This window comes from Variovorax sp. 38R (genome assembly GCF_014843395.1).
Taxonomy (GTDB): Bacteria; Pseudomonadota; Gammaproteobacteria; order Burkholderiales; family Burkholderiaceae_C; genus Variovorax; species Variovorax paradoxus_H.
Map to the genome: position 1 here is coordinate 2,482,918 of NZ_CP062121.1, position 17,748 is coordinate 2,500,665.

Here is a 17,748-nt window from a genome sequence, read left to right on the forward strand (position 1 = left end):
CGATGGCGAAATCTCCGACGCACCACATCCCGTGGGGCGCCCTCGGGCCGTGGCTGGCCCTGCTCGGCGCCTGCATCTTCTTTGCGACGCAGTCCGACCGTTTTCTGACGGGCGGCAACCTGTCGCTGATCCTGCAGCAGGTGATGGTGGTGGGCGTGATCGCCATCGGCCAGACGCTGATCATCCTCACGGCCGGCATCGACCTGTCGTGCGGCATGGTGATGGCGCTGGGCAGCATCGTCATGAGCAAGTTCGCGACCGAACTCGGGCTGCCGGTGCCGCTGGCCATCCTGTGCGGCATCGGCGTGACGACGCTGTTCGGCCTGCTCAACGGCTTGCTGGTCACGCGCATCAAGCTGCCGCCGTTCATCGTGACGCTGGGCACGCTGAACATCGCGTTCGCGATCACGCAGCTGTATTCGTCGTCGCAAACGATCACCGACCTGCCTGCCGGCCTCACGGGCCTGGGCACCACCTTCACCATCGGCAGCGCCGAGGTGGCCTGGGGCTCGGTGTTGATGGTGGCGCTGTATGTGCTCGCGTGGTTCGTGCTGCGCGAGACCGCATCCGGCCGGCACATCTACGCAGTGGGCAACAACGCCGAGGCCACGCGGCTGGTGGGCATTCCCACGCAGCGCGTGTTGTTGGGCGTGTACGTGGCGGCGGGCGTGTTCTACGGCATCGCCTCGCTGCTGTCCGTGGCGCGCACCGGCGTGGGCGACCCGAACGCGGGCCAGACCGAGAACCTCGACGCCATCACGGCCGTGGTGCTCGGCGGCACCAGCCTGTTCGGCGGGCGCGGCATCGTGCTGGGTTCGCTCATCGGCGTGCTCATCGTGGGCGTGTTCCGCAACGGGCTCACGCTGATGGGCGTGTCGTCGATCTACCAGGTGCTGGTGACGGGCGTGCTCGTGATCCTGGCGGTGGCGGCCGACCAGCTCTCGCGCAAGGGAGCACGTTGATGAACGCTGTCGCAACTCCCAAGATCGTGATGCAGGCCAAGGGCCTGGTGAAGCGCTACGGCCAGGTCACCGCGCTCGACGGCGTCGACTTCGAACTGCGCGAAGGCGAGATCCTCGCGGTGATTGGCGACAACGGCGCGGGCAAGTCGTCGCTCATCAAGGCGCTGTCGGGCGCCATCGTGCCCGACGAAGGACAGATCCTGCTCGACGGTGCGCCGGTGCACTTTCGCAATCCGCTCGACGCGCGCCGTGCCGGCATCGAGACGGTGTATCAAGACCTCGCCGTCGCGCCCGCGATGACGATCTACGAGAACCTCTTTCTCGGCCGCGAACTGCGCCGCCCCGGCTTCCTGGGCAACGTGCTGCGCATGCTCGACAAGAAGAAGATGCTGCTCGAAAGCACGGCGCGCATGGCCGACCTGAAGGTGGGCATCCAGTCGATGACGCAGGCGGTCGAAACGCTCTCGGGGGGCCAGCGCCAGTGCGTGGCCGTGGCGCGCAGCGCGGCCTTCGCGCGGCACGTGGTCATCATGGACGAGCCCACCGCCGCACTCGGCGTGAAAGAGGGCAACATGGTGCTCGAGCTGATCCGCCGCGTTCGCGAGCGCGGCCTGCCCGTGGTGCTCATCAGCCACAACATGCCGCACGTGTTCGAGGTCGCCGACCGCATCCACGTCGCACGTCTCGGTCGGCGCGCCGCCGTTCTCAACCCCCGAAAGATCAGCATGAGCGACACCGTGGCCGTGATGACCGGTGCCATGACCGCCGACCAGTTGCCCGCGGAGGCGCATGCCTGATCCCGATGCCCTCGAGCTCCCGTCGGTCTTGCTGCGTCCGCGCGGCTCCAACCAGGTGGGCATGCGCCAGTTCAACGAGCGCGTGGTGCTGCAGGCGTTGCGCGTGCACACCAGCCTGCCCAAGGCCGACCTCGCGCGGCTCACGGGCCTGAGCGCGCAGACCATCGGCCTCATCACCGCGCGGCTCGAGGACGACGGCCTCATCGTCAAGCAAAGCCGTGTGCGCGGGCGCATCGGCCAGCCCTCGGTGCCGCTGGCGCTCAACCCCGACGGCGCCTTCGCCATCGGCGTGAAGCTCGGGCGGCGCGGCGCCGAGTGGCTGCTGATCGACTTCGCGGCGCAGGTGCGCGAGCACCACGCGATCCGCTACGAGTTCCCCGACGCCGAGGCGCTGCTGCCCGTGATCGCCGAGCACATCCACCGGCTGCGCGACGGGCTCGGACCGCTGGCCGCGCGCAACGTGGGCGCCGGGCTGGCGGCGCCGTTCCAGCTCGGCGGCTGGCACCGCACGCTGGGGCTGTCGAAGGCGCAGTCGGACGAGTGGAACCAGATGGACCTGCTGGCCGAGGTGCGCGCGCGCACCGATGTGCCCGTGGGCTTTGCGCGGGACACCGTGGCCGCCTGCGTGGCCGAGCTCGTCACCGGGCGCGGGCACGACCTCAAGAGCTTTCTGTACATCTTCGTCGACACCTTCGTGGGCGGCGGGCTGGTCATCAACTCGCACCTGCACACCGGCGCGCACGGCAACGCGGGCGCGCTCGCGTCGATCCCGATGCGCACGGAGAAGCCCTCCGAAGGCGTGTCGACGCAGGTGGTGGCCGAGGCGTCGCTGTGGGAGCTCGAGCAACGCCTGCGCGCCGAAGGCCTCGACGCTACGGCCGCGTACGACGACCGCGCGCTCGAAGCGCCGTTCGCCGCGGCCACGCAGGCCTGGCTCGGCAGCGCATCGCGCGCGTTGGCGCATGCCATCGTCAGCAGCACGGCCGTGCTCGACCTGGCCGACGTGGTGATGGACGGTTCGATGTCACGCGCGCTGCTCGAGGCGCTGCTGGCGCAGACCCGCGCGGCGCTCGCGCAGTGCAACTGGGAAGGCCTGTGGGCGCCGCGGTTGCATGGCGGGCGGGCGGGGGCGCAGGCCTGTGCGCTGGGCGGCGCGATGCTGCCGCTGCACGCCAATTTCGCGCCGGATCACGATGTGTTTCTGAAGGCGGCCTGAGCCGCTCACCAACTCACAAGTTCGCCGAGGCGTGCAGGTCGCGCGGAAATCGCAGCGTGCTCGCGCGTGCGCCCTCGGGGCACGGCCCGTCGGAGTAGGCCGCATCGCCCTCCGGCATGACGCACTTGTGCACCTCGACGACGGCAGGCGCTGCCTTGGCGGCGGGCGCTGCGGGGGCGATCACCGGGGCCTCGAAGTTCGTGTTCGTCAGCGTGGCCGGTTGTGTGGGAGCGCTTGTCACCGCATCCGGCAACGCGCGGTCGGCGGTCGACTTGTCGGGCTCGGCGGGCACGACGGCGGTGGTCAAGGCCGCGGCGCGTGCCGCGCTCTCTTGCACCAGGTCTTTCAAGGTCACATAGAAGAGCGACATCGCCACCAGCGCCACGCCCAGGCAAGGCGCCCAGTACCGCCGCGGGTCGGGTGTAGGCGGGTGGGCCTGCGAGGTCAGCGCCGCGGCCATGCCAGGCCTCCGTTCTGCAACACCCCGGCCAGCTTGGCGATGCCGCCGGTGCCGCTCGCGGCCCGGCCGATCAGCGCGCCGCCGGCGGCGCCTGCGACGATCCGCATCAGGAACGACCGGCTGCGGCCCGCGGCCAGCAACAGCAGCACGCCGGCGCCGAGCACGACGAGGTGTTCGCCGGGGTAGTCGGCGCGTGCGGCATCCACTTGCTTGATCTTGTCGATCGTCTGTTCCATGTCCATGGCTGAAGCTCCTTGTCGTGTTCAACCGTTCTTACCGGCGCGCACCGGGCGCCGCTGTAGGCCGGCGCCATGCGCGGTGACGGAATCCGCCGCGAAAACGCCGTGGAGAAAGCCGCATCGCACGGGAAGCAGGGGTGCTCTCGATAATGCAACCCGCTTGTAGAGAACCCCACAGACGTAGAGAAGTAGAGAACCGCGAAATGAGTGCTGCAGATTTTCTTTTCGCCCCCGAGGTGCAAAAGCTCTTGATGGTCGCCTACGCGGCGCCCGACCAACCCTTGACTTCCAGCGAGCTGGCCCATCGCTCGAAGCTCGACACGGCCGATGTGGAACGCACCTTGGAGCACCTCGTCAGCAGTGGCATCCTGAAGAAGCAAAAGCCGAAGGCCGAGGAGGCCGAGACCTTCTCGATCGACCGCGCTTTCATCTTCCACGACGAGCTGCGCAACATCGCGCTCAAATCGTTCGCTGCGGCCGAGCCGGTCCGCGCGATGCTGCGCGGCAAGTTCAAGGCCTCGGTCGTGCGCGCCTTCGTGCTCGCAGAGGACGAAGACGGCACCCTGGAGCTGCTCGTCGTGCACGGCCAGTCGATTCCCGACGAAGCCACCCTGGGCGCCGCCTGCAAGAAGCTCTCGAAGAACATCCACCGTCACCTGAAGGTGCACGTCATCTCGAACGCGAAATTCAACGGCCTCACGCCGCGCGATGCACTCATGCCGAAACCCGCGGCGCTCGAGATCATCAAGCTCGGGGATACGAAGGCGCAGTTGCCGGTCGAGAAGGTCGGGCTCTTGCAGAGCGCGAAGAACAAGCTGGCAACGCTGTCGCGTTCGTCAGCGTGATCGCTTAGATTTTGTCCCGGGACGCGAGCAGGTTGCGGGCCTCCGCCAGCAGTGGCTTCACGGCCTAGAAGGTCGCAGCGCTCGGGTTGATCACGCTGACCCAGTACATCTTTGCGTACACCGGGTGCGGCATGAGCCGGTCGAGCGCGGTGTAGTCGATGCCCGATGGCTCAGCGTCGCCGAACAGCGCGCGAAAGGTCTCCTTGCCCACGCCGACGTTCAGGCGAAACACGCCGGGGCGGTTCAGGTTCGAGGCGCTGTCGAACGCGTCGTCCTTCGTGACGATCGTGGCAAAGGGGAACTTGTTGTCCGCGCCGTGGAAGAAGAAGGTGTTGTCGTCGGCCACTTCGAAATGGCCGCCGCCGAGCGTGTCGATGAGGTGTTGGGTGATGTCGTCTTCGGTCATGGCGTTCGGGCGTGATGTGGGTCAGGGCTTCCAGCGGCGCAGCCCGAGCTCGTCGGCGAGCGCCTGGTAGGCCTTGATGCGCGCCTGCACGTAGTCGTCGAGCGCGGCGCCGGTGAGCGCGAAAGGATAAAGGCTGTGCCGTTCGCGCAGCGCCGCATAGCCCGGCGCGGCCGTGGCTTCGGCGAAGGCCGTGGTCCAGGCGCGCACGGCGGCGTCGGGCACGTTGGCGCTCAGGTACACGCCGCGCACGGTCGGCCAGACCATGTCCACGCCTTGCTCGCGCGCGGTGGGCACGCCGGTGAGCGCACCGCCCAGTCGCGTTTCGGACAGCACCGCGAGCAGGCGCACCGCCGCGCCGCCGGCGATGGCCTGCAGCGCTTCGGCGGCGTCGCCCGGGAACGCGTCGACGTGCTTGCCCTGCAGCGCGCCGAGCGCGTCGCCGCCGCCTTCGAAGGACACGAAGCGCATCGCCTTCGGTGCGCCGCCGGCCGCGCGCACCAGCAGCGCGGCCTTCACCCAGTCCTGGCTGCCGACCGTGCCGCCCGCGCCGAAGACGATGCGCGACGTGTCCTGGCGCAGCGCGGCGATCAAGTCTTGCAAACGCCGGTAGGGCGAGTCGCGGTGCACGGCGACCACGCCGTAGTCGGTGCCGAGCGTGGCGATCCAGCGCACGGCCGAGGGCGGGTGCGGCCCGAAGCGGCCTTGCGCGAGGTTGAGCAGCGAGCCGCTCGAGAACGCGACCAGCGTGCCCGGCCCGCCGAGCTGGCCGCTGGCGATGCGGTCGAAGGCGACAGCGCCGATGCCGCCCGGCAGGTAGCGCTGCGCGAGCGGCGTGCGCGCGGGGCGCACGGCCTGCAGCGCGTCGCGCGCGAGCGCGCAGGTCAGCGCAAAACCACCGCCGGCCTTGGCGGGAATCACGCATTCCGCCGGGCCTTCGGACGCATCACCGGACGCCGCCGTCGCATGCAGCGCGACAGGCGCGAGCCACGCGGACAGCGCGCGCAACGCATGGCGACGGGTGAAGGCAAAAGGGCGTGGCATCGAAGAAGAAGGGCGGCGGTTCACCCCGCGGGACGGGGCCACCAGATGATGGCATGCAGGCCCGGCCCCGCGCCGCGTGCTTCGAGCCGCAAATCGCCGCGGTGCCGCTGCGCGATGGCGCGCACGATCGCCAGGCCGAGCCCGAAGCCGCCGGGGCCCGCGCGCGTGCCGCGACGGAAGCGCTGGCCGAGCGTGGCGCGTTCTTCGTCGCTCAGGCCGGGGCCGTCGTCCTCCACATTGAGGCTCCAGCCCACGGCATCGCCGGCCGCGAAGAGCGTGACGGTGCCGGCCACCGGCGTGTAGGTGATCGCGTTCGCCACGAGGTTGCTCAGCGCTTCGCGCAGCAGGCCGCGGTCGCCCACCGCGTGCAGATCGGGTGAGGGCGCGTGGATGCCCAGGTCGATGCCCAAGTCGATTCGTTTGGCGCGCGCCAGCGGCAGCAGGTCGACGGCCACCTCGCGCAGCAGTTCGGCGGTGTCGAATTCAGCGGGCTCGACGGCCACGGTGTCGCTGCGGCCCAGCGCCAGCAGTTGCTGCGCGCTGCGCGTGGCGCGGCCGATCTCGGCGCCCAGCGCGTCGAGCGCGGCGCGCACCTGCGCCGGGTCGTCTTCGCGGCGTGCGTAGTCGGCCTGCATCTGCAGCGTGGTCAGGTGCGTGCGCAGCTGGTGCGAGGCGTCGTCCAGAAACTGCCGTTGTTGTGCGACCAGTTCCTGCGTGCGCGCCATCTGCTGGTTCACGGCGGCGACCAGCGGGCGCACCTCGGCGGGCAGGTCGGTCTCGGCGATGCGCGTCAGGTCGTCGGGCGAGCGCGCCTGCACCTCGCGCGCCAGCCGCGACAGCGGGCGCAGCGCCGCGGCCAGCGCCAGTGCGGTGCCGCACAGCAACATCGCGAGGATCAGTCCGTCGCGCAGCGCCGCGCTGCGCACGAAGCGGCTCGTGAACTCCTGGCGCGAGCGCGTGCTTTCGCCGACCTGGATCAGCACGCTGCGCCCGGTGCTGCCGGCCGGTGCGCGGTCGAGGTCGCGCCGGTAGGCCGCGAGCCGCACGGCCTCACCGAAGTAGGTGGCGTCGTAGAAGGCCGGCACGCCCATCGCGGGCTCGACGGCTGGCGCGGGCAGGTCGGCGCTACCCAGCTCGACGAGTCCGTCGGAGGTCGCGACGCGAAAGAACACCTGCCCGCTGGCTGTGAGCTCGAAGAACTCGAACATGGTGTACGGCAGCTCGACCGACAGCCCGCCCGAGGCCGTGGAGATGTTCGCGTCGATCGACTTGAGCGCGCCGAGCAGCGAGCGGTCATACGCCGCATTGGCGGCGGCCAGCGCATCGTGCCGCGTCATCCACAGCTCGATGCCCGTCACCAGCAGCAGGGCCGGGAACAGCAGCAGCGCGAGCCGCTGCCACAGGCTGGTGCGGCGCAGACGGTCGGTGAAGCGGCGCAGCGCGCTCACTCAGTCGGCTTCCAGCACGTAGCCGAGACCGCGCAGCGTGACGATGCGCACGCCGCTGCCGTCGAGCCGCTTGCGCAGCCGGTAGACCAGCACCTCGACCGCTTCAAGATGCACTTCGTCGTCGTCGGAGAACACGCGGTCGAGGATCTGCTGCTTCGACAGCGGCTCGCCGCTGCGCTGCACCAGCGCGCGCAGCACGGCCTGTTCGCGCGGTGACAGGGCGAGCGCCTCGCCGCCCAGCGTGAACTGCCGGCGTGCGCCGTCGTACACCAGCGGCCCGCAGGCCAGGCGCGGATGCTCCACGCCGCGCGCGCGGCGCACCAGCGCATGCAGCCGGGCCTCGAGCTCGGCCAGCGCAAAGGGCTTGGCAAGGAAATCGTCGGCACCTGCGTTGAGGGACGCGACACGCTCGTTCAGCGAATCGCGCGCCGTGAGGATCAGCGCCGGCAGCCGCTGGTCGCGTTCGCGCAGCCGCTGCAGCACCGTGTGGCCGTCCATGCCGGGCAGGCCAAGGTCGAGTACCAGCGCGTCGTGGTCGCGCTGCTGCAAGGCCCGGTCGGCCAGCCGGCCGTCGTCCACCCATTCGACCTGGATGCCCGCATGCTCCAGCGCCTTGCAGAGCCAGGTGCCCAGGGTGTGTTCGTCTTCGGCCAGCAGGATGCGCATGGCGCCGATGCTAGACCCTGGAACGCTCAGTCTGGCTTGATGTTTGCCCGGGCGATGACCTTCTGCCACCGGTTCTGCTCGGCAGTGATGAACTGAGCGAACTGCTCCGGCGTGCCGCCCACGGCCTCGCCCGCATCGGCGGTGAGTCGCTGGATCGAGTCGGGTGACTTCACGGCCTTCATGGTCTCGGTCGAGAGCTTGGTCATCTGCGCGGGCGTGATGCTGGCCGGCGCGAGCATGCCGTACCACTGCGTCATCTCGAAGCCGGGGAAGCCTTGCTCGGCCACGGTCGGCACGTCGGGCAGTTGCGCGAGGCGCTTGGCCGAGCCGGTCGCGATGCAGCGCACCTTGCCGGCCTTGATGAACGGAATGATCGCGGCCGCGCCGATGGCCGAGGCGTCGAGCCGGCCCGAGAGCAGGTCGGTCACCATCGGGCCGGTGCCGCGGTAGGGCACGTGCAGCATGAAGACCTCGGCCGTCATCTTCAGGTACTCGAAGGCCAGGTGGCCGGCGCTGCCGTTGCCGGCCGAGCCGTAGCTCAGCTTGCCCGGCTTGCTCTTCGCATAGGCGATGAATTCCTTGAGGTTCTTCGCCGGCACGTCGGGGTGCACCACGTACAGGCTGGGCACCTTGGCCAGCAGGCTCACGGGCTTGAAGTCCTTGTTCGCGTCGTAGGGCAGCTTGGCGAAGATGTACGGGTTGACTGCCAGCGTGCCGATGTGGCCGAGGATCAGCGTGTGCTGGTCGGTGGCGCGTGCGACTTCGCTCATCGCGATGTTGCCGGCCGCGCCGGGTTTGTTGTCGACGAACACGCTCTGGCCCAGCGTGCGCGACAGCTCGGCGGCCGTGGAGCGCGCCACGATTTCCGAGCTGCCGCCCGGGGCGAAGGGCACGACGAAGCGCACCGACTTGCTGGGCCAGGCATCTTGCGCCGAGGCCATTGAAGGCAGCAGGCCGCCGAGGGTGAGGGCGCCGCCGGCTTGCAGCCAGTGGCGGCGGGTGTGGGCGTCGGTCGGAAAGCGGTCGGACATGGCTTGTCTCCAGTGTTTTTTGGATAAGAGCCCGCATCCTGCCGGGCGGATGCTGTCGGAATGCTGTCAGTTCGTCAGATCAGATTGCGCATCGCCTGCGCCGTCTCGCGCAGCACCGGCAGCACGCGCGCCACCGCGTCTTCCGAACTCTCGTGCCCCATCGGCATCGTGATGTTCAGCGCGCCCACCAGCGTGCCGTGGCGGTCGCGCAGCGGCACGGCGATGCCGCGCGAGTTCAGGTCGAGCTGCTGTTCCGACAGCGCCCAGCCCTGGGCGCGGATGCGTGCCAGTTCGAGCTTCATGCGTTCCATGCTGGCGATGGTGTGCGAGGTGAACACCGTCAGTTGCCGCGTGGCGAGCCATTCGTTCAGCTCGGCGTCGCTGCGCAGCGCCAGCATCAGCATGCCCGAGGCTGTCACCTGCGCCGGCACGCGCGCGCCGAGCACGTAGCCGGTGCTCATGCTGCGGTTGGGGCCGTTGCGCGCGATGTAGACCACCTCGTCGCCGTCCATCACGCTGAGGTACGCGATCTCGTTGGTGCCGGCCGCCACGCGTTGCAGAAACGGCTGCACCACGCGCGGCAACCGGGCCGATTCGAGGTACGACTGCCCCAGCCGCAGCACGCGCGGCGTGAGCCAGAACAGCTTGCCGTCGCTCGCCACGTAACCCATGTGCTGCAGGGTGAGCAGGTAGCGCCGCGCGGCGGTGCGCGTCATGTTCGTGCGCTGGCCGGCCTGGCTGGCCGTGAGGCGCGGGTTGGCGTCGTCGAAGGCTTCGATGATGCTCACGCCACGCTCCAGCCCGGCGATCCAGTCGCGCTTGTCCAGGCCGGCGGGCGGCGTCGAGTCGTCGGGGCTGGTGGGGGTCATGGGCGGAAGTGTGCCCGCGTCCGGCCCGGCGACAGGGCCCGAATGGCTAAGTGAAAACCCGTAATTTGATCGATTGACGAACTTCAAAGATCGATCATCGAGCGTTTGGTGGCTCATGTGCCAGCACGTCGCTCGCGAAGGGTCTATAACGCCCGCTGTTCCGCCCCGAAACGAGCGATTGACGAACGGAAGCACGCCCATGAGCCCATTCATCACTGGCAGCACCCAGGCCTACCTCATCCCCGGCGACCCGGTCCGCAATGTGCGGCTGCCGCGCATGTTCAACGCCGCCTTTGCGCGCTACGGCATCGATGCCGTGCTGGTGCCCATGCAGGTGCCGGTGCGCGACTTCGCGGTGTTCATGAAGTCGGCCTTCCTGGCGCGCAACGTGCGCGGCATGGTGATCGCGCCGCCGCACAAGCCGCGCGTGGTCGACCTGCTCGACGGCTGCGGCCTGTTCGGCCGCGTGGCGGGCTCGGTCAACGTGGTGCGCCGCACCGAGGGCGACCAGCTCGAAGGCGACCTGTTCGACGGCGAAGGCCTGATCGGCGCGCTCGACCGCTGCAATGTGCCGTTCCGCGGCAAGCGCGTGCTGATCCTCGGCGCGGGCGTGAGTGCCGCGGCCATCGGCGTGGCGCTGGCCGAAGGCGGCACGGTGAACGGCGCCGAATACATCGCCTTCTTCGACACCGCCTCCGGCAAGGCCGCGGGCGTGGCCGCCAAGCTCGACGCCTTCTTCGATGCGACCGTGATCGCGGTCGACAGCAACGCGCCCGAGGGCTACGACCTCGTGATCAACGCCACGCCGCTCGGCCTGGCCGAAGACGATGCGCTGCCGCTCGACGTGGCGCGCATGGCGCCGCACGCGGCGCTGTTCGACATCCTGCTGCGCAACCAGCCCACGCCGCTGGTGCGTGCGGCACGTGCGCGCGGGCTCAATGCACAGGCCGGCTTCGAGATGCTGGTGCAGCAGATGCCGCATTACTTTCGCTACTTCGGCCACCTCGACGCGGCGGATGCGATGCAGGCCGATGCCGACTTTTTGCGCGAGCTCATCTACCCGCCGGCGATGCACGCCGAGATCGCAACCCCGTTGCGCTACCAGTCTCCGAGCGTGGCCTGAGCCCGCACCTCCCTGAACAAGACGACTCTCATGATCTCCGGCAAGACCACGCTCATCGCCCACATCGGCTACCCCACCGAAGCCTTCAAGGCGCCGATGATCTACAACCCCTGGTTCGACAAGCAGGGCATCGACGCGGTGGTGGTGCCCATGGGCGTGAAGCCCGAGGACTACGCGGTGTCGCTCGCGCAGATCTTCAGGTTCTCGAACCTGCGCGGCGCATTGGTCACGATGCCGCACAAGGTCACGACGATGTCACTGGTCGACGAGGTCACGCCCACTGCGCGCGTCGCGGGCGCCTGCAACGCCGTGCTCAAGCGGCCCGACGGCAGCCTGCTGGGTGACCAGTTCGACGGCGCGGGATTCGTGCGCGGCGTGGAGCGCAAGGGACGCCTGTTCAAGGGCACGCGCGTGCTGGTGTCGGGCACGGGCGGTGTCGGGTCGGCCATTGCGGCGTCGATCGCCGCGGCCGGCGCGGCCGAGCTGATGCTGTTCGACATGAGCGACGCCTCCGCGCAGGCACTGGCCGCGCGGCTGCGCGAGCACTACCCGCAGATGAAGGTCACCACGGGATCGAAAGACCCGGCGGGCTTCGACATCGTCGTCAACGCCACGCCGCTGGGCATGAAGGACACCGATCCGCTGCCTTTCGACGTGGACCGCATCGCGCCCGACACCTTCGTCGGCGAGGTCGTCATGAAGACCGAATACACGCCGCTGCTGCAGGCCGCCAAGGCCAAGGGCTGCCAGGTGCAGGTCGGCACCGACATGCTGTTCGAAATGATCCCGGCCTACCTCGAGTTCTTCGGCTTCGGCACCGCGTCCCCCGAAGAACTGCGCGCTGTGGCGCAACTGAAATACTAGAAACATCGGAACACGCATGAGCATTTTTGAAGGCTTCCTTTCCACCTCCGAAACGCTGGGCGCCTTCAGCGACCGCGCCTTCGTCGACGCCATGCTGCGCTTCGAGGCGGCGCTCGCGCGCGCGCAGGCGGCCGAGGGGCTGATTCCCGAGAGCGCCGCGCATTCGATCGTCAGCAGCTGCAAAGTCGAGCTGTTCGACGTGGCCAAGATCGTGCGCGAGAGCGGACGCGCGGGCAGCGTCGCCATCCCGCTGGTGAAGGCGCTGCGCGAGGCCGTGGGCCTGTTCAATGCCGAAGCCGTGCCCTTCGTGCACTTCGGCAGCACCAGCCAGGACGTGATCGACAGCGCGATGGCGCTGGTCACGCGCGAAGCCGTTGCGCTCGTCGAGACCGATCTCGCCAAGGCCGCCGACGCGCTGCTGCGCCTGGCCGTGCAGCACGCCGAGACGCCGATGCTCGCGCGCACGCTGATGCAGCCGGCCTCGGTCACGAGCTTCGGCTTCAAGTGCGCCGGCTGGGCCGCGCCGCTGGTGCGCAGCCGCATGCGCCTGCGCGCCGCGGCGAAGCACGCGCTGCAGTTGCAGCTCGGCGGCGCCGTCGGCACGCTGGCGCAGATGAAGGGGCAGGGCGCCGCGGTGCGCCAGCGCATGGCCAAGGAACTCGGCCTGGGCGACCCCGGCGCGACGTGGCATACGCAGCGCGACGAATGGGTCGCGCTCGGTTGCGAACTCGGCCTGATGACGGGCAGCCTCGGCAAGGTCGCGGTCGACATCTCCTTGCTCGGTCAGTACGAAGTGGCCGAGGTCGCCGAGCCCAGCGAACCCGGGCGCGGCGGCTCGTCGGCGATGCCGCACAAGCGCAACCCCGTGGCCTCGATGGTCGCCATTGCCGCCGCGCACCGCGCGCCGCAGCGCGTGGCCGCTTTGCTCGGCGCGATGCCGCAACAGCACGAACGCGCGCTCGGCGCGTGGCAGGCCGAGCTGGCCGAGTGGCCGCAGCTGTTGATGTCGGCGCATGGCAGCGTGCGCGCCATGGCCGGCGCCTTGCCCGGCCTGCAGGTCGATGCCGTGCGCATGCGCGCCAACATCGACCGGCTGCGTGCCGAGCTGCCGCGCGACGCGGCCGACGAATGGTTCGACCCTGCGCTTGCCGTGAACGCCGGGCAAATCGCTGTGGCAGAGGTGAAAGCCCTGCAAGCCCAACTCTCATCCGACAAGGAACTCTCGCAATGACCGCCCCCGACGCCACCCCGAGCAACCCCTACGAAGACGGGCTCGTCAACCGCCGCCGCGTGCTCGGCGACGCGTGGGTCGACAAGTCGCTCGCCAACCGCAACGGCTTCAACGCCGAGTTCCAGGAACTCATCACGCGCCACGCGTGGAACGACATCTGGGGCCGCCCCGCGCTGGGCGACAAGACACGTCGCTTCATGGTGCTGTCGATGATGCTGGGCATCCATGCGTACGAAGAGTTCGCGATGCACGTGCGCGCCGCGCTCGACGGCCCGCCCGAGTCGCGCCTCACGCCCGACGAGATCAAGGAAGTGATCATGATGGCCGCGATCTACTGCGGCGTGCCGGTGGCCAACCATGCGTTCGGCATCGCGACGAACATCCTGCGCGAGAAGGGCCTGCTGCCGCCAGTGGCGGCGCAGTGAGCGCGCCAGAAGGCAAGGGCGCAAAGGGCGGCAAGGGCCGCTTCGACGTCGGCTTCACCTTGCTGCTGCCGCTGCTGCTCGCAGCGCAGCCCGTGGCAACCGACAGCTACCTGCCGGCGCTGCCCGCCATCGCCGGCGAACTCGGTTCGGCCAGCACCAGCCTCACGCTGTTCGTGCTGGCCTTCGGCTTTGCGCAGCTGCTGTGCGGTCCGTTGGCCGACCGCTTCGGTCGCCGGCCGGTGCTGCTCGCGGGCCTGGGTTGCTACGCGATCGCGGCCTTCGGCGGCGCCTTCGCGGGCAGCGTGGCGGTGCTTGCGGGCTGGCGCACGCTGCAGGGTTTTTCGATGGCGGCGATTCTCGTGTGCTCACGCGCCGCGGTGCGCGACCTGTATCCGGCGCACGAGGGCCCGCACGTCATGGCGCGCGGCCTCACGGGCCTGGGCATGGTCGGGCTGGTGGCGCCGCTGTTGGGCGCCTGGCTGGTGCAGGGCGCAGGCTGGCGCTGGGTGATGGTCGCGATGGCGGCCTATTCGCTGGCGCTGTTCGCGCTGTGCTGGCGTTCGTTCGATGAAACGCGCAAGCCAATGACCGGCGAATCGTCCGCACCCCGCGGCAGCACGCGCGCGGTGTTCGCGAGCCGCTCGTTCCGCGCCTGGGCCTCGGTGGCGGCGACCACCTATGGCGGGCTGTTCTGCTTCCTGCTGCTCTCGCCGATGGTCTACATCGGCTACCTCGGCTGGTCGCCCGCATGGTACGGCTGGATTCCGGCCGGCGGCTCGCTGGTCTACATCTTCAGCACCACGATGTGCCGCAGCCTGCTGCGCCGTTTCGGACCGATGCGCACCGTGCGGCTGGGCGCGGTGCTGAGCATCACGGGCGCCGTGATCCAGGCGCTGGGCTGCTGGCTGCTGCCGCACAGCGCGGTGCCGCTGCTGGCGGGCCACGCCGTGTACTGCCTCGGCCACGGCATCCACCAGCCCTGCGGGCAGGCCGGCGCCGTGGGCGATCTGCCGCACCTGGCGGGGCGGGCCGTGTCGTGGTCCGGTTTCGGCATGATGATGGTCGCGTTCTGCGTGGGGCAGGTCGCCGCGCTGTTTGTCGACACCAGTTTTTCTTACGGCGCCTGGCCGATGGTCGTGCCGATGCTGATGGCCGGCGTCGTGCTGTTGGCGATCGCGTTCCTGTGGCTGCCGCGTCTCTCTCAACCTGTTCCGCCATCCTCCCCAAAGAAGGACTCCACCCCATGACCACTTCCACCCCCCGCCTGAATGTCGTGCGCGAAGGCGAAGGCCCTTTCGTCGTGCTCAGCCATGCGCTCGGCTGCGACCTGCACATGTGGGACGGCGTGGCCGCGCAGCTCGCGCGCGCCCACACGGTGATCCGCTACGACCACCGCAACCATGGCGGCTCCGAGGTGGTGCCCGGCGTGCTGCGCGTGGAAACGCTGGCGCAGGACGCGGCCGAGCTGATCGCGCGTGAAGCAGGCGGCGAGCCCGTGCACTTCGTCGGCCTGTCGATGGGCGGCATGACCGCGCAGGCGCTGGCCGTGCGGCACGCCGAGTTGCTGAAGACCGTGGTCGTCGCCAATTCGGCCGCCCACTACCCCGACCAGGCGCCGTGGCGCCTGCGCGCGGAAACCGTGGCCGCCAAGGGCGTGGCCGCCATCGCGCCCGGCGCCGTGGCGCGCTGGCTCACGCCGGCCTATGCCGCCACGCCCGAAGGCACGGTCGCCGCGCGCACCTTGCACGACGCGCTGGTGCGCACCGACGCGCGGGGCTACATCGAGAGCTGCAATGCCGTCGCCGCCATCGACTTCCGCGAGAGCAATCGCCGCATCGCCACGCCCACGCTGGTGATCGGCGGGCTGCAGGACGAGGCCACGCCGATGGCGATGTCCGAAGCCATGGTGGCGCAGATTCCGGGCGCGCGGCTGGCGACCATCGACGCCGCGCACCTGAGCGCGGTGGAGCGGCCGGTCGAGTTCGCGCAGATGCTGATCGATTACTGGCGCAGCCTCTGAAAAAACGCCCGGCCCGGACCTCCGGGTTGGCTAGGTGTAACCCCTATTTCGTGCGAATGATGATCGGTGGCGTGCGATCATCGATCAGAAGGGGCTGATTTGCGTTGTGGCGCGGCCGGGCTCTTTCTACAGTCCATCCCATGCACCGCGCCATTGCCACCGTCTCGCTCAGCGGCACCCTCCGTCAGAAGCTCGAAGCCATTGCGGCGGCGGGCTTCGACGGCATCGAGCTGTTCGAAGCCGATTTCGTCAACTTCCGCGGCACCGCCGCCGAGCTGCGCCGCATCGCGTCCGACCTGGGCCTGTCGATCGACCTGTACCAGCCGTTCCGCGATTTCGAAGGCATGCCGCAAGTGCAGTTCCAGCGCAGCCTGGAGCGCGCCGAACGCAAGTTCGACCTCATGGAAGCCATGGGCGCGCCGCTGGTGCTGTGCTGCTCCAACACCTCGCCGCTGTCGGTGAACGATCCGGCCCGCGCCGCTGCCCAGCTGCACGAGCTGGCCGAGCGCGCCGCGCGCCGCAACCTGCGCGTGGGCTTCGAGGCGCTGGCCTGGGGCCGCCACACCTCGCGCTACGCCCAGGCCTGGGACATCGTGCAGCGCGCCGACCACCCGCACCTCGGGCTGATCCTGGACAGCTTCCACACGCTGTCGCTGAAGGACGATCCGGCGGGCATCGCCGCCATTCCGGGCGAGAAGATCTTCTTCGTGCAGATGGCCGATGCGCCGCTGTTGTCGATGGACGTGCTGCAGTGGGCGCGCCACCACCGCTCGTTTCCGGGGCAGGGCGACTTCGACGTGACCGGCTTCTTCGAGCAGGTGCTGCGCGCGGGCTACACCGGGCCGCTGTCGCTCGAGATCTTCAACGACATCTTCCGCGAAACGCCGAACCGCCGCACCGCGGTCGATGCGATGCGCTCGCTGCTGTACCTCGAAAGCGAAACGCGCGAGCGGCTGGCCGCCAGCGATGCACCCGTGCAGCCGCAGCGCGTGGAGCTGTTCAACCCGCCACCCGCGCCGGTGCTTTCGGGCCTGTCGTTCATCGAGTTCGCGGCCGACGAGGCCTCGGCCGTCACGCTCGGTTCGCTGCTCGGGCAACTGGGGTGCCGCCGTGTCGGGCGCCACCGTTCCAAGGCCGTCACGCTGTACCGCCAGGGCGGCATCCATTTCATCGTCAACGCGCAGCCCGATTCGTTTGCGCGCCGCCGCTTCGAGGCGCATGGCACCTCGGTGTGCGCGCTGGGCGTGCGCTGCGCCGACCCGCTCGCGGCCGTGGGCCGCGCGACCTCCATGCGCTCGCTGCGCCACGACAGCCCGGTCGGCCCGAACGAACTGCGCGTGCCGGCCATCGTGGCGCCGGGCGGCAACCTGATCCATTTCGTGCCCGAGGCGCTGGGCGCCAACGGGCTGTACGAGACCGACTTCATCCTCGAAGACGCAGGGCCCGACGACCGCGATGCCGGCCTCACGCGCATCGACCACGTCGCGCTGGGCCTGGCGCTCGACCAGCTCGACACCTGGGTGCTGTTCACGCGCGCCGTGCTCGGCCTGGAGCCCGGCGAGAGCCTGGAGCTGGCCGACCCCTTCGGCTTGATTCGCAGCCGCGGCGTGGCCAATGCCGACCGCAGCCTGCGCCTGGTGCTGAACGTGTCGCTGAGCCAGCGCACGCGCACCGCGCGCACGCTGAGCGTGACCGGCGGCGGCGCGGTGCACCACATCGCACTCGACTGCGACGACATCTTCGACACCGTGGCCCGGCTGCGCGCCAACGGCACGCGCTTCGTGCCGATCTCGGACAACTACTACGACGACCTGGCCACGCGCATCGACGTGGCGCCCGAGCTGCTGGCGCGCATGCGCGACGCGGGCGTGCTGTTCGACCGCTCGGCGGCCGGCGACTACCTGCACATCTACACCGAGAGTTTCGAAGGCGGCCTGTTCTTCGAGGTCGCGCAGCGCATGGGCGGCTACGACGCCTACGGCGCGCTCAACGCACCCGCGCGCATGGCGTCGCAAGCACAGCAGCCACAGCAGCCGCAGCAGCCGCAGCAACAACAAGACTGATTTTTCCCCCCCCGCATCCGTCACCTTAGTCACACCCCTGGA

Annotated in this window: 19 protein-coding genes; 11 read left to right on the top strand and 8 right to left on the bottom strand. The window is 69.6% G+C overall.

Annotation, left to right across the window (positions count from 1 at the left end; translation table 11 throughout):
* Nucleotides 1-2: 2 nt before the first annotated feature.
* From IG196_RS11215 to IG196_RS11225, 3 genes are read left to right on the top strand one after another with little or no spacing between them, the layout of a single operon-like run.
* On the top strand, nucleotides 3-962 hold the full coding sequence (locus tag IG196_RS11215) for an ABC transporter permease (RefSeq protein ID WP_192196206.1): 960 nt from the start codon (nucleotides 3-5) through the stop codon (nucleotides 960-962).
* Nucleotides 962-1,759 carry an ATP-binding cassette domain-containing protein gene (locus tag IG196_RS11220; protein ID WP_192196207.1) on the top strand — a complete coding sequence of 266 codons (798 nt, stop codon included), beginning with the start codon at nucleotides 962-964 and terminating at the stop codon, nucleotides 1,757-1,759. Before IG196_RS11215 ends, IG196_RS11220 begins: the two co-directional genes overlap by 1 nt.
* Complete coding sequence (locus IG196_RS11225) at nucleotides 1,752-2,975, top strand: ROK family transcriptional regulator (RefSeq protein WP_192196208.1); 1,224 nt, start codon at nucleotides 1,752-1,754, stop codon at nucleotides 2,973-2,975. The genes IG196_RS11220 and IG196_RS11225 overlap by 8 nt, the downstream gene beginning before the upstream one ends.
* Nucleotides 2,976-2,988: 13 nt before the next feature.
* Here IG196_RS11225 and IG196_RS11230 read toward each other — a convergent pair whose 3' ends face one another.
* On the bottom strand, nucleotides 2,989-3,435 hold the full coding sequence (locus IG196_RS11230) for a hypothetical protein (RefSeq protein WP_192196209.1): 447 nt from the start codon (nucleotides 3,433-3,435) through the stop codon (nucleotides 2,989-2,991).
* Nucleotides 3,420-3,677, bottom strand: coding sequence for a hypothetical protein (locus IG196_RS11235; RefSeq protein ID WP_192196210.1), 258 nt, complete (start codon nucleotides 3,675-3,677; stop codon nucleotides 3,420-3,422). Before IG196_RS11235 ends, IG196_RS11230 begins: the two co-directional genes overlap by 16 nt.
* A 200-nt stretch (nucleotides 3,678-3,877) precedes the next feature.
* Here IG196_RS11235 and IG196_RS11240 point away from each other — a divergent pair, with 200 nt between their 5' ends.
* Nucleotides 3,878-4,519, top strand: coding sequence for a hypothetical protein (locus IG196_RS11240; protein WP_192196211.1), 642 nt, complete (start codon nucleotides 3,878-3,880; stop codon nucleotides 4,517-4,519).
* Between the two features lie 64 nt (nucleotides 4,520-4,583).
* Here IG196_RS11240 and IG196_RS11245 read toward each other — a convergent pair whose 3' ends face one another.
* The 6 genes from IG196_RS11245 to IG196_RS11270 form a co-directional block, all read right to left on the bottom strand.
* Nucleotides 4,584-4,925, bottom strand: coding sequence for a DUF6194 family protein (locus tag IG196_RS11245; protein ID WP_225617005.1), 342 nt, complete (start codon nucleotides 4,923-4,925; stop codon nucleotides 4,584-4,586).
* Between the two features lie 21 nt (nucleotides 4,926-4,946).
* Nucleotides 4,947-5,966 (bottom strand): Bug family tripartite tricarboxylate transporter substrate binding protein, encoded by a 1,020-nt coding sequence (locus IG196_RS11250; protein WP_192196212.1) that lies wholly within the window; start codon nucleotides 5,964-5,966, stop codon nucleotides 4,947-4,949.
* 20 nt (nucleotides 5,967-5,986) lie between these two features.
* Nucleotides 5,987-7,414: a sensor histidine kinase gene (locus IG196_RS11255; RefSeq protein WP_225617006.1), complete on the bottom strand. Its 1,428-nt coding sequence runs from the start codon at nucleotides 7,412-7,414 to the stop codon at nucleotides 5,987-5,989.
* Nucleotides 7,415-8,080, bottom strand: a complete 666-nt coding sequence (locus IG196_RS11260; protein WP_101493741.1) for a response regulator — start codon at nucleotides 8,078-8,080, stop codon at nucleotides 7,415-7,417.
* Nucleotides 8,081-8,106: 26 nt separating this feature from the next.
* Nucleotides 8,107-9,111: a Bug family tripartite tricarboxylate transporter substrate binding protein gene (locus IG196_RS11265; RefSeq protein ID WP_192196213.1), complete on the bottom strand. Its 1,005-nt coding sequence runs from the start codon at nucleotides 9,109-9,111 to the stop codon at nucleotides 8,107-8,109.
* A gap of 74 nt (nucleotides 9,112-9,185) precedes the next feature.
* Entirely contained in the window at nucleotides 9,186-9,980 is a 795-nt protein-coding gene (locus IG196_RS11270) for an IclR family transcriptional regulator C-terminal domain-containing protein (RefSeq protein ID WP_192196214.1), read from the bottom strand.
* 199 nt (nucleotides 9,981-10,179) lie between these two features.
* Here IG196_RS11270 and IG196_RS11275 point away from each other — a divergent pair, with 199 nt between their 5' ends.
* The 7 genes from IG196_RS11275 (at nucleotide 10,180) to IG196_RS11305 (ending at nucleotide 17,706) form a co-directional block, all read left to right on the top strand.
* The gene (locus IG196_RS11275) at nucleotides 10,180-11,103 is read left to right on the top strand and encodes a shikimate dehydrogenase family protein (RefSeq protein ID WP_192196215.1); all 924 of its coding nucleotides are present in this window, start codon (nucleotides 10,180-10,182) and stop codon (nucleotides 11,101-11,103) included.
* A 30-nt stretch (nucleotides 11,104-11,133) separates the two neighbouring features.
* Entirely contained in the window at nucleotides 11,134-11,967 is an 834-nt protein-coding gene (locus tag IG196_RS11280; RefSeq protein ID WP_192196216.1) for a shikimate dehydrogenase family protein, read from the top strand.
* Between the two features lie 16 nt (nucleotides 11,968-11,983).
* On the top strand, nucleotides 11,984-13,198 hold the full coding sequence (pcaB, locus tag IG196_RS11285; RefSeq protein WP_192196217.1) for a 3-carboxy-cis,cis-muconate cycloisomerase: 1,215 nt from the start codon (nucleotides 11,984-11,986) through the stop codon (nucleotides 13,196-13,198).
* Nucleotides 13,195-13,623 (top strand): carboxymuconolactone decarboxylase family protein, encoded by a 429-nt coding sequence (locus IG196_RS11290; RefSeq protein ID WP_192196218.1) that lies wholly within the window; start codon nucleotides 13,195-13,197, stop codon nucleotides 13,621-13,623. The genes pcaB and IG196_RS11290 overlap by 4 nt, the downstream gene beginning before the upstream one ends.
* The gene (locus IG196_RS11295) at nucleotides 13,620-14,870 is read left to right on the top strand and encodes an MFS transporter (RefSeq protein ID WP_192196219.1); all 1,251 of its coding nucleotides are present in this window, start codon (nucleotides 13,620-13,622) and stop codon (nucleotides 14,868-14,870) included. The genes IG196_RS11290 and IG196_RS11295 overlap by 4 nt, the downstream gene beginning before the upstream one ends.
* On the top strand, nucleotides 14,867-15,643 hold the full coding sequence (locus IG196_RS11300) for an alpha/beta fold hydrolase (protein ID WP_192196220.1): 777 nt from the start codon (nucleotides 14,867-14,869) through the stop codon (nucleotides 15,641-15,643). Before IG196_RS11295 ends, IG196_RS11300 begins: the two co-directional genes overlap by 4 nt.
* Before the next feature lie 140 nt (nucleotides 15,644-15,783).
* Nucleotides 15,784-17,706, top strand: coding sequence for a bifunctional sugar phosphate isomerase/epimerase/4-hydroxyphenylpyruvate dioxygenase family protein (locus tag IG196_RS11305; protein WP_192196221.1), 1,923 nt, complete (start codon nucleotides 15,784-15,786; stop codon nucleotides 17,704-17,706).
* Nucleotides 17,707-17,748: the final 42 nt, after the last annotated feature.

Coding starts and splice junctions, on each gene's coding strand:
- IG196_RS11225 (WP_192196208.1), top strand. CDS start 1,752: ATGCCTGATCCCGATGCCCTCGAGCTCCCGTCGGTCTTGCTGCGTCCG.
- IG196_RS11250 (WP_192196212.1), bottom strand. CDS start 5,966: ATGCCACGCCCTTTTGCCTTCACCCGTCGCCATGCGTTGCGCGCGCTG.
- IG196_RS11305 (WP_192196221.1), top strand. CDS start 15,784: ATGCACCGCGCCATTGCCACCGTCTCGCTCAGCGGCACCCTCCGTCAG.
- IG196_RS11275 (WP_192196215.1), top strand. CDS start 10,180: ATGAGCCCATTCATCACTGGCAGCACCCAGGCCTACCTCATCCCCGGC.
- IG196_RS11300 (WP_192196220.1), top strand. CDS start 14,867: ATGACCACTTCCACCCCCCGCCTGAATGTCGTGCGCGAAGGCGAAGGC.
- IG196_RS11235 (WP_192196210.1), bottom strand. CDS start 3,677: ATGGACATGGAACAGACGATCGACAAGATCAAGCAAGTGGATGCCGCA.
- IG196_RS11245 (WP_225617005.1), bottom strand. CDS start 4,925: ATGACCGAAGACGACATCACCCAACACCTCATCGACACGCTCGGCGGC.
- IG196_RS11240 (WP_192196211.1), top strand. CDS start 3,878: ATGAGTGCTGCAGATTTTCTTTTCGCCCCCGAGGTGCAAAAGCTCTTG.
- IG196_RS11265 (WP_192196213.1), bottom strand. CDS start 9,111: ATGTCCGACCGCTTTCCGACCGACGCCCACACCCGCCGCCACTGGCTG.
- IG196_RS11280 (WP_192196216.1), top strand. CDS start 11,134: ATGATCTCCGGCAAGACCACGCTCATCGCCCACATCGGCTACCCCACC.
- IG196_RS11230 (WP_192196209.1), bottom strand. CDS start 3,435: ATGGCCGCGGCGCTGACCTCGCAGGCCCACCCGCCTACACCCGACCCG.
- pcaB (WP_192196217.1), top strand. CDS start 11,984: ATGAGCATTTTTGAAGGCTTCCTTTCCACCTCCGAAACGCTGGGCGCC.
- IG196_RS11215 (WP_192196206.1), top strand. CDS start 3: ATGGCGAAATCTCCGACGCACCACATCCCGTGGGGCGCCCTCGGGCCG.
- IG196_RS11290 (WP_192196218.1), top strand. CDS start 13,195: ATGACCGCCCCCGACGCCACCCCGAGCAACCCCTACGAAGACGGGCTC.
- IG196_RS11260 (WP_101493741.1), bottom strand. CDS start 8,080: ATGCGCATCCTGCTGGCCGAAGACGAACACACCCTGGGCACCTGGCTC.
- IG196_RS11220 (WP_192196207.1), top strand. CDS start 962: ATGAACGCTGTCGCAACTCCCAAGATCGTGATGCAGGCCAAGGGCCTG.
- IG196_RS11270 (WP_192196214.1), bottom strand. CDS start 9,980: ATGACCCCCACCAGCCCCGACGACTCGACGCCGCCCGCCGGCCTGGAC.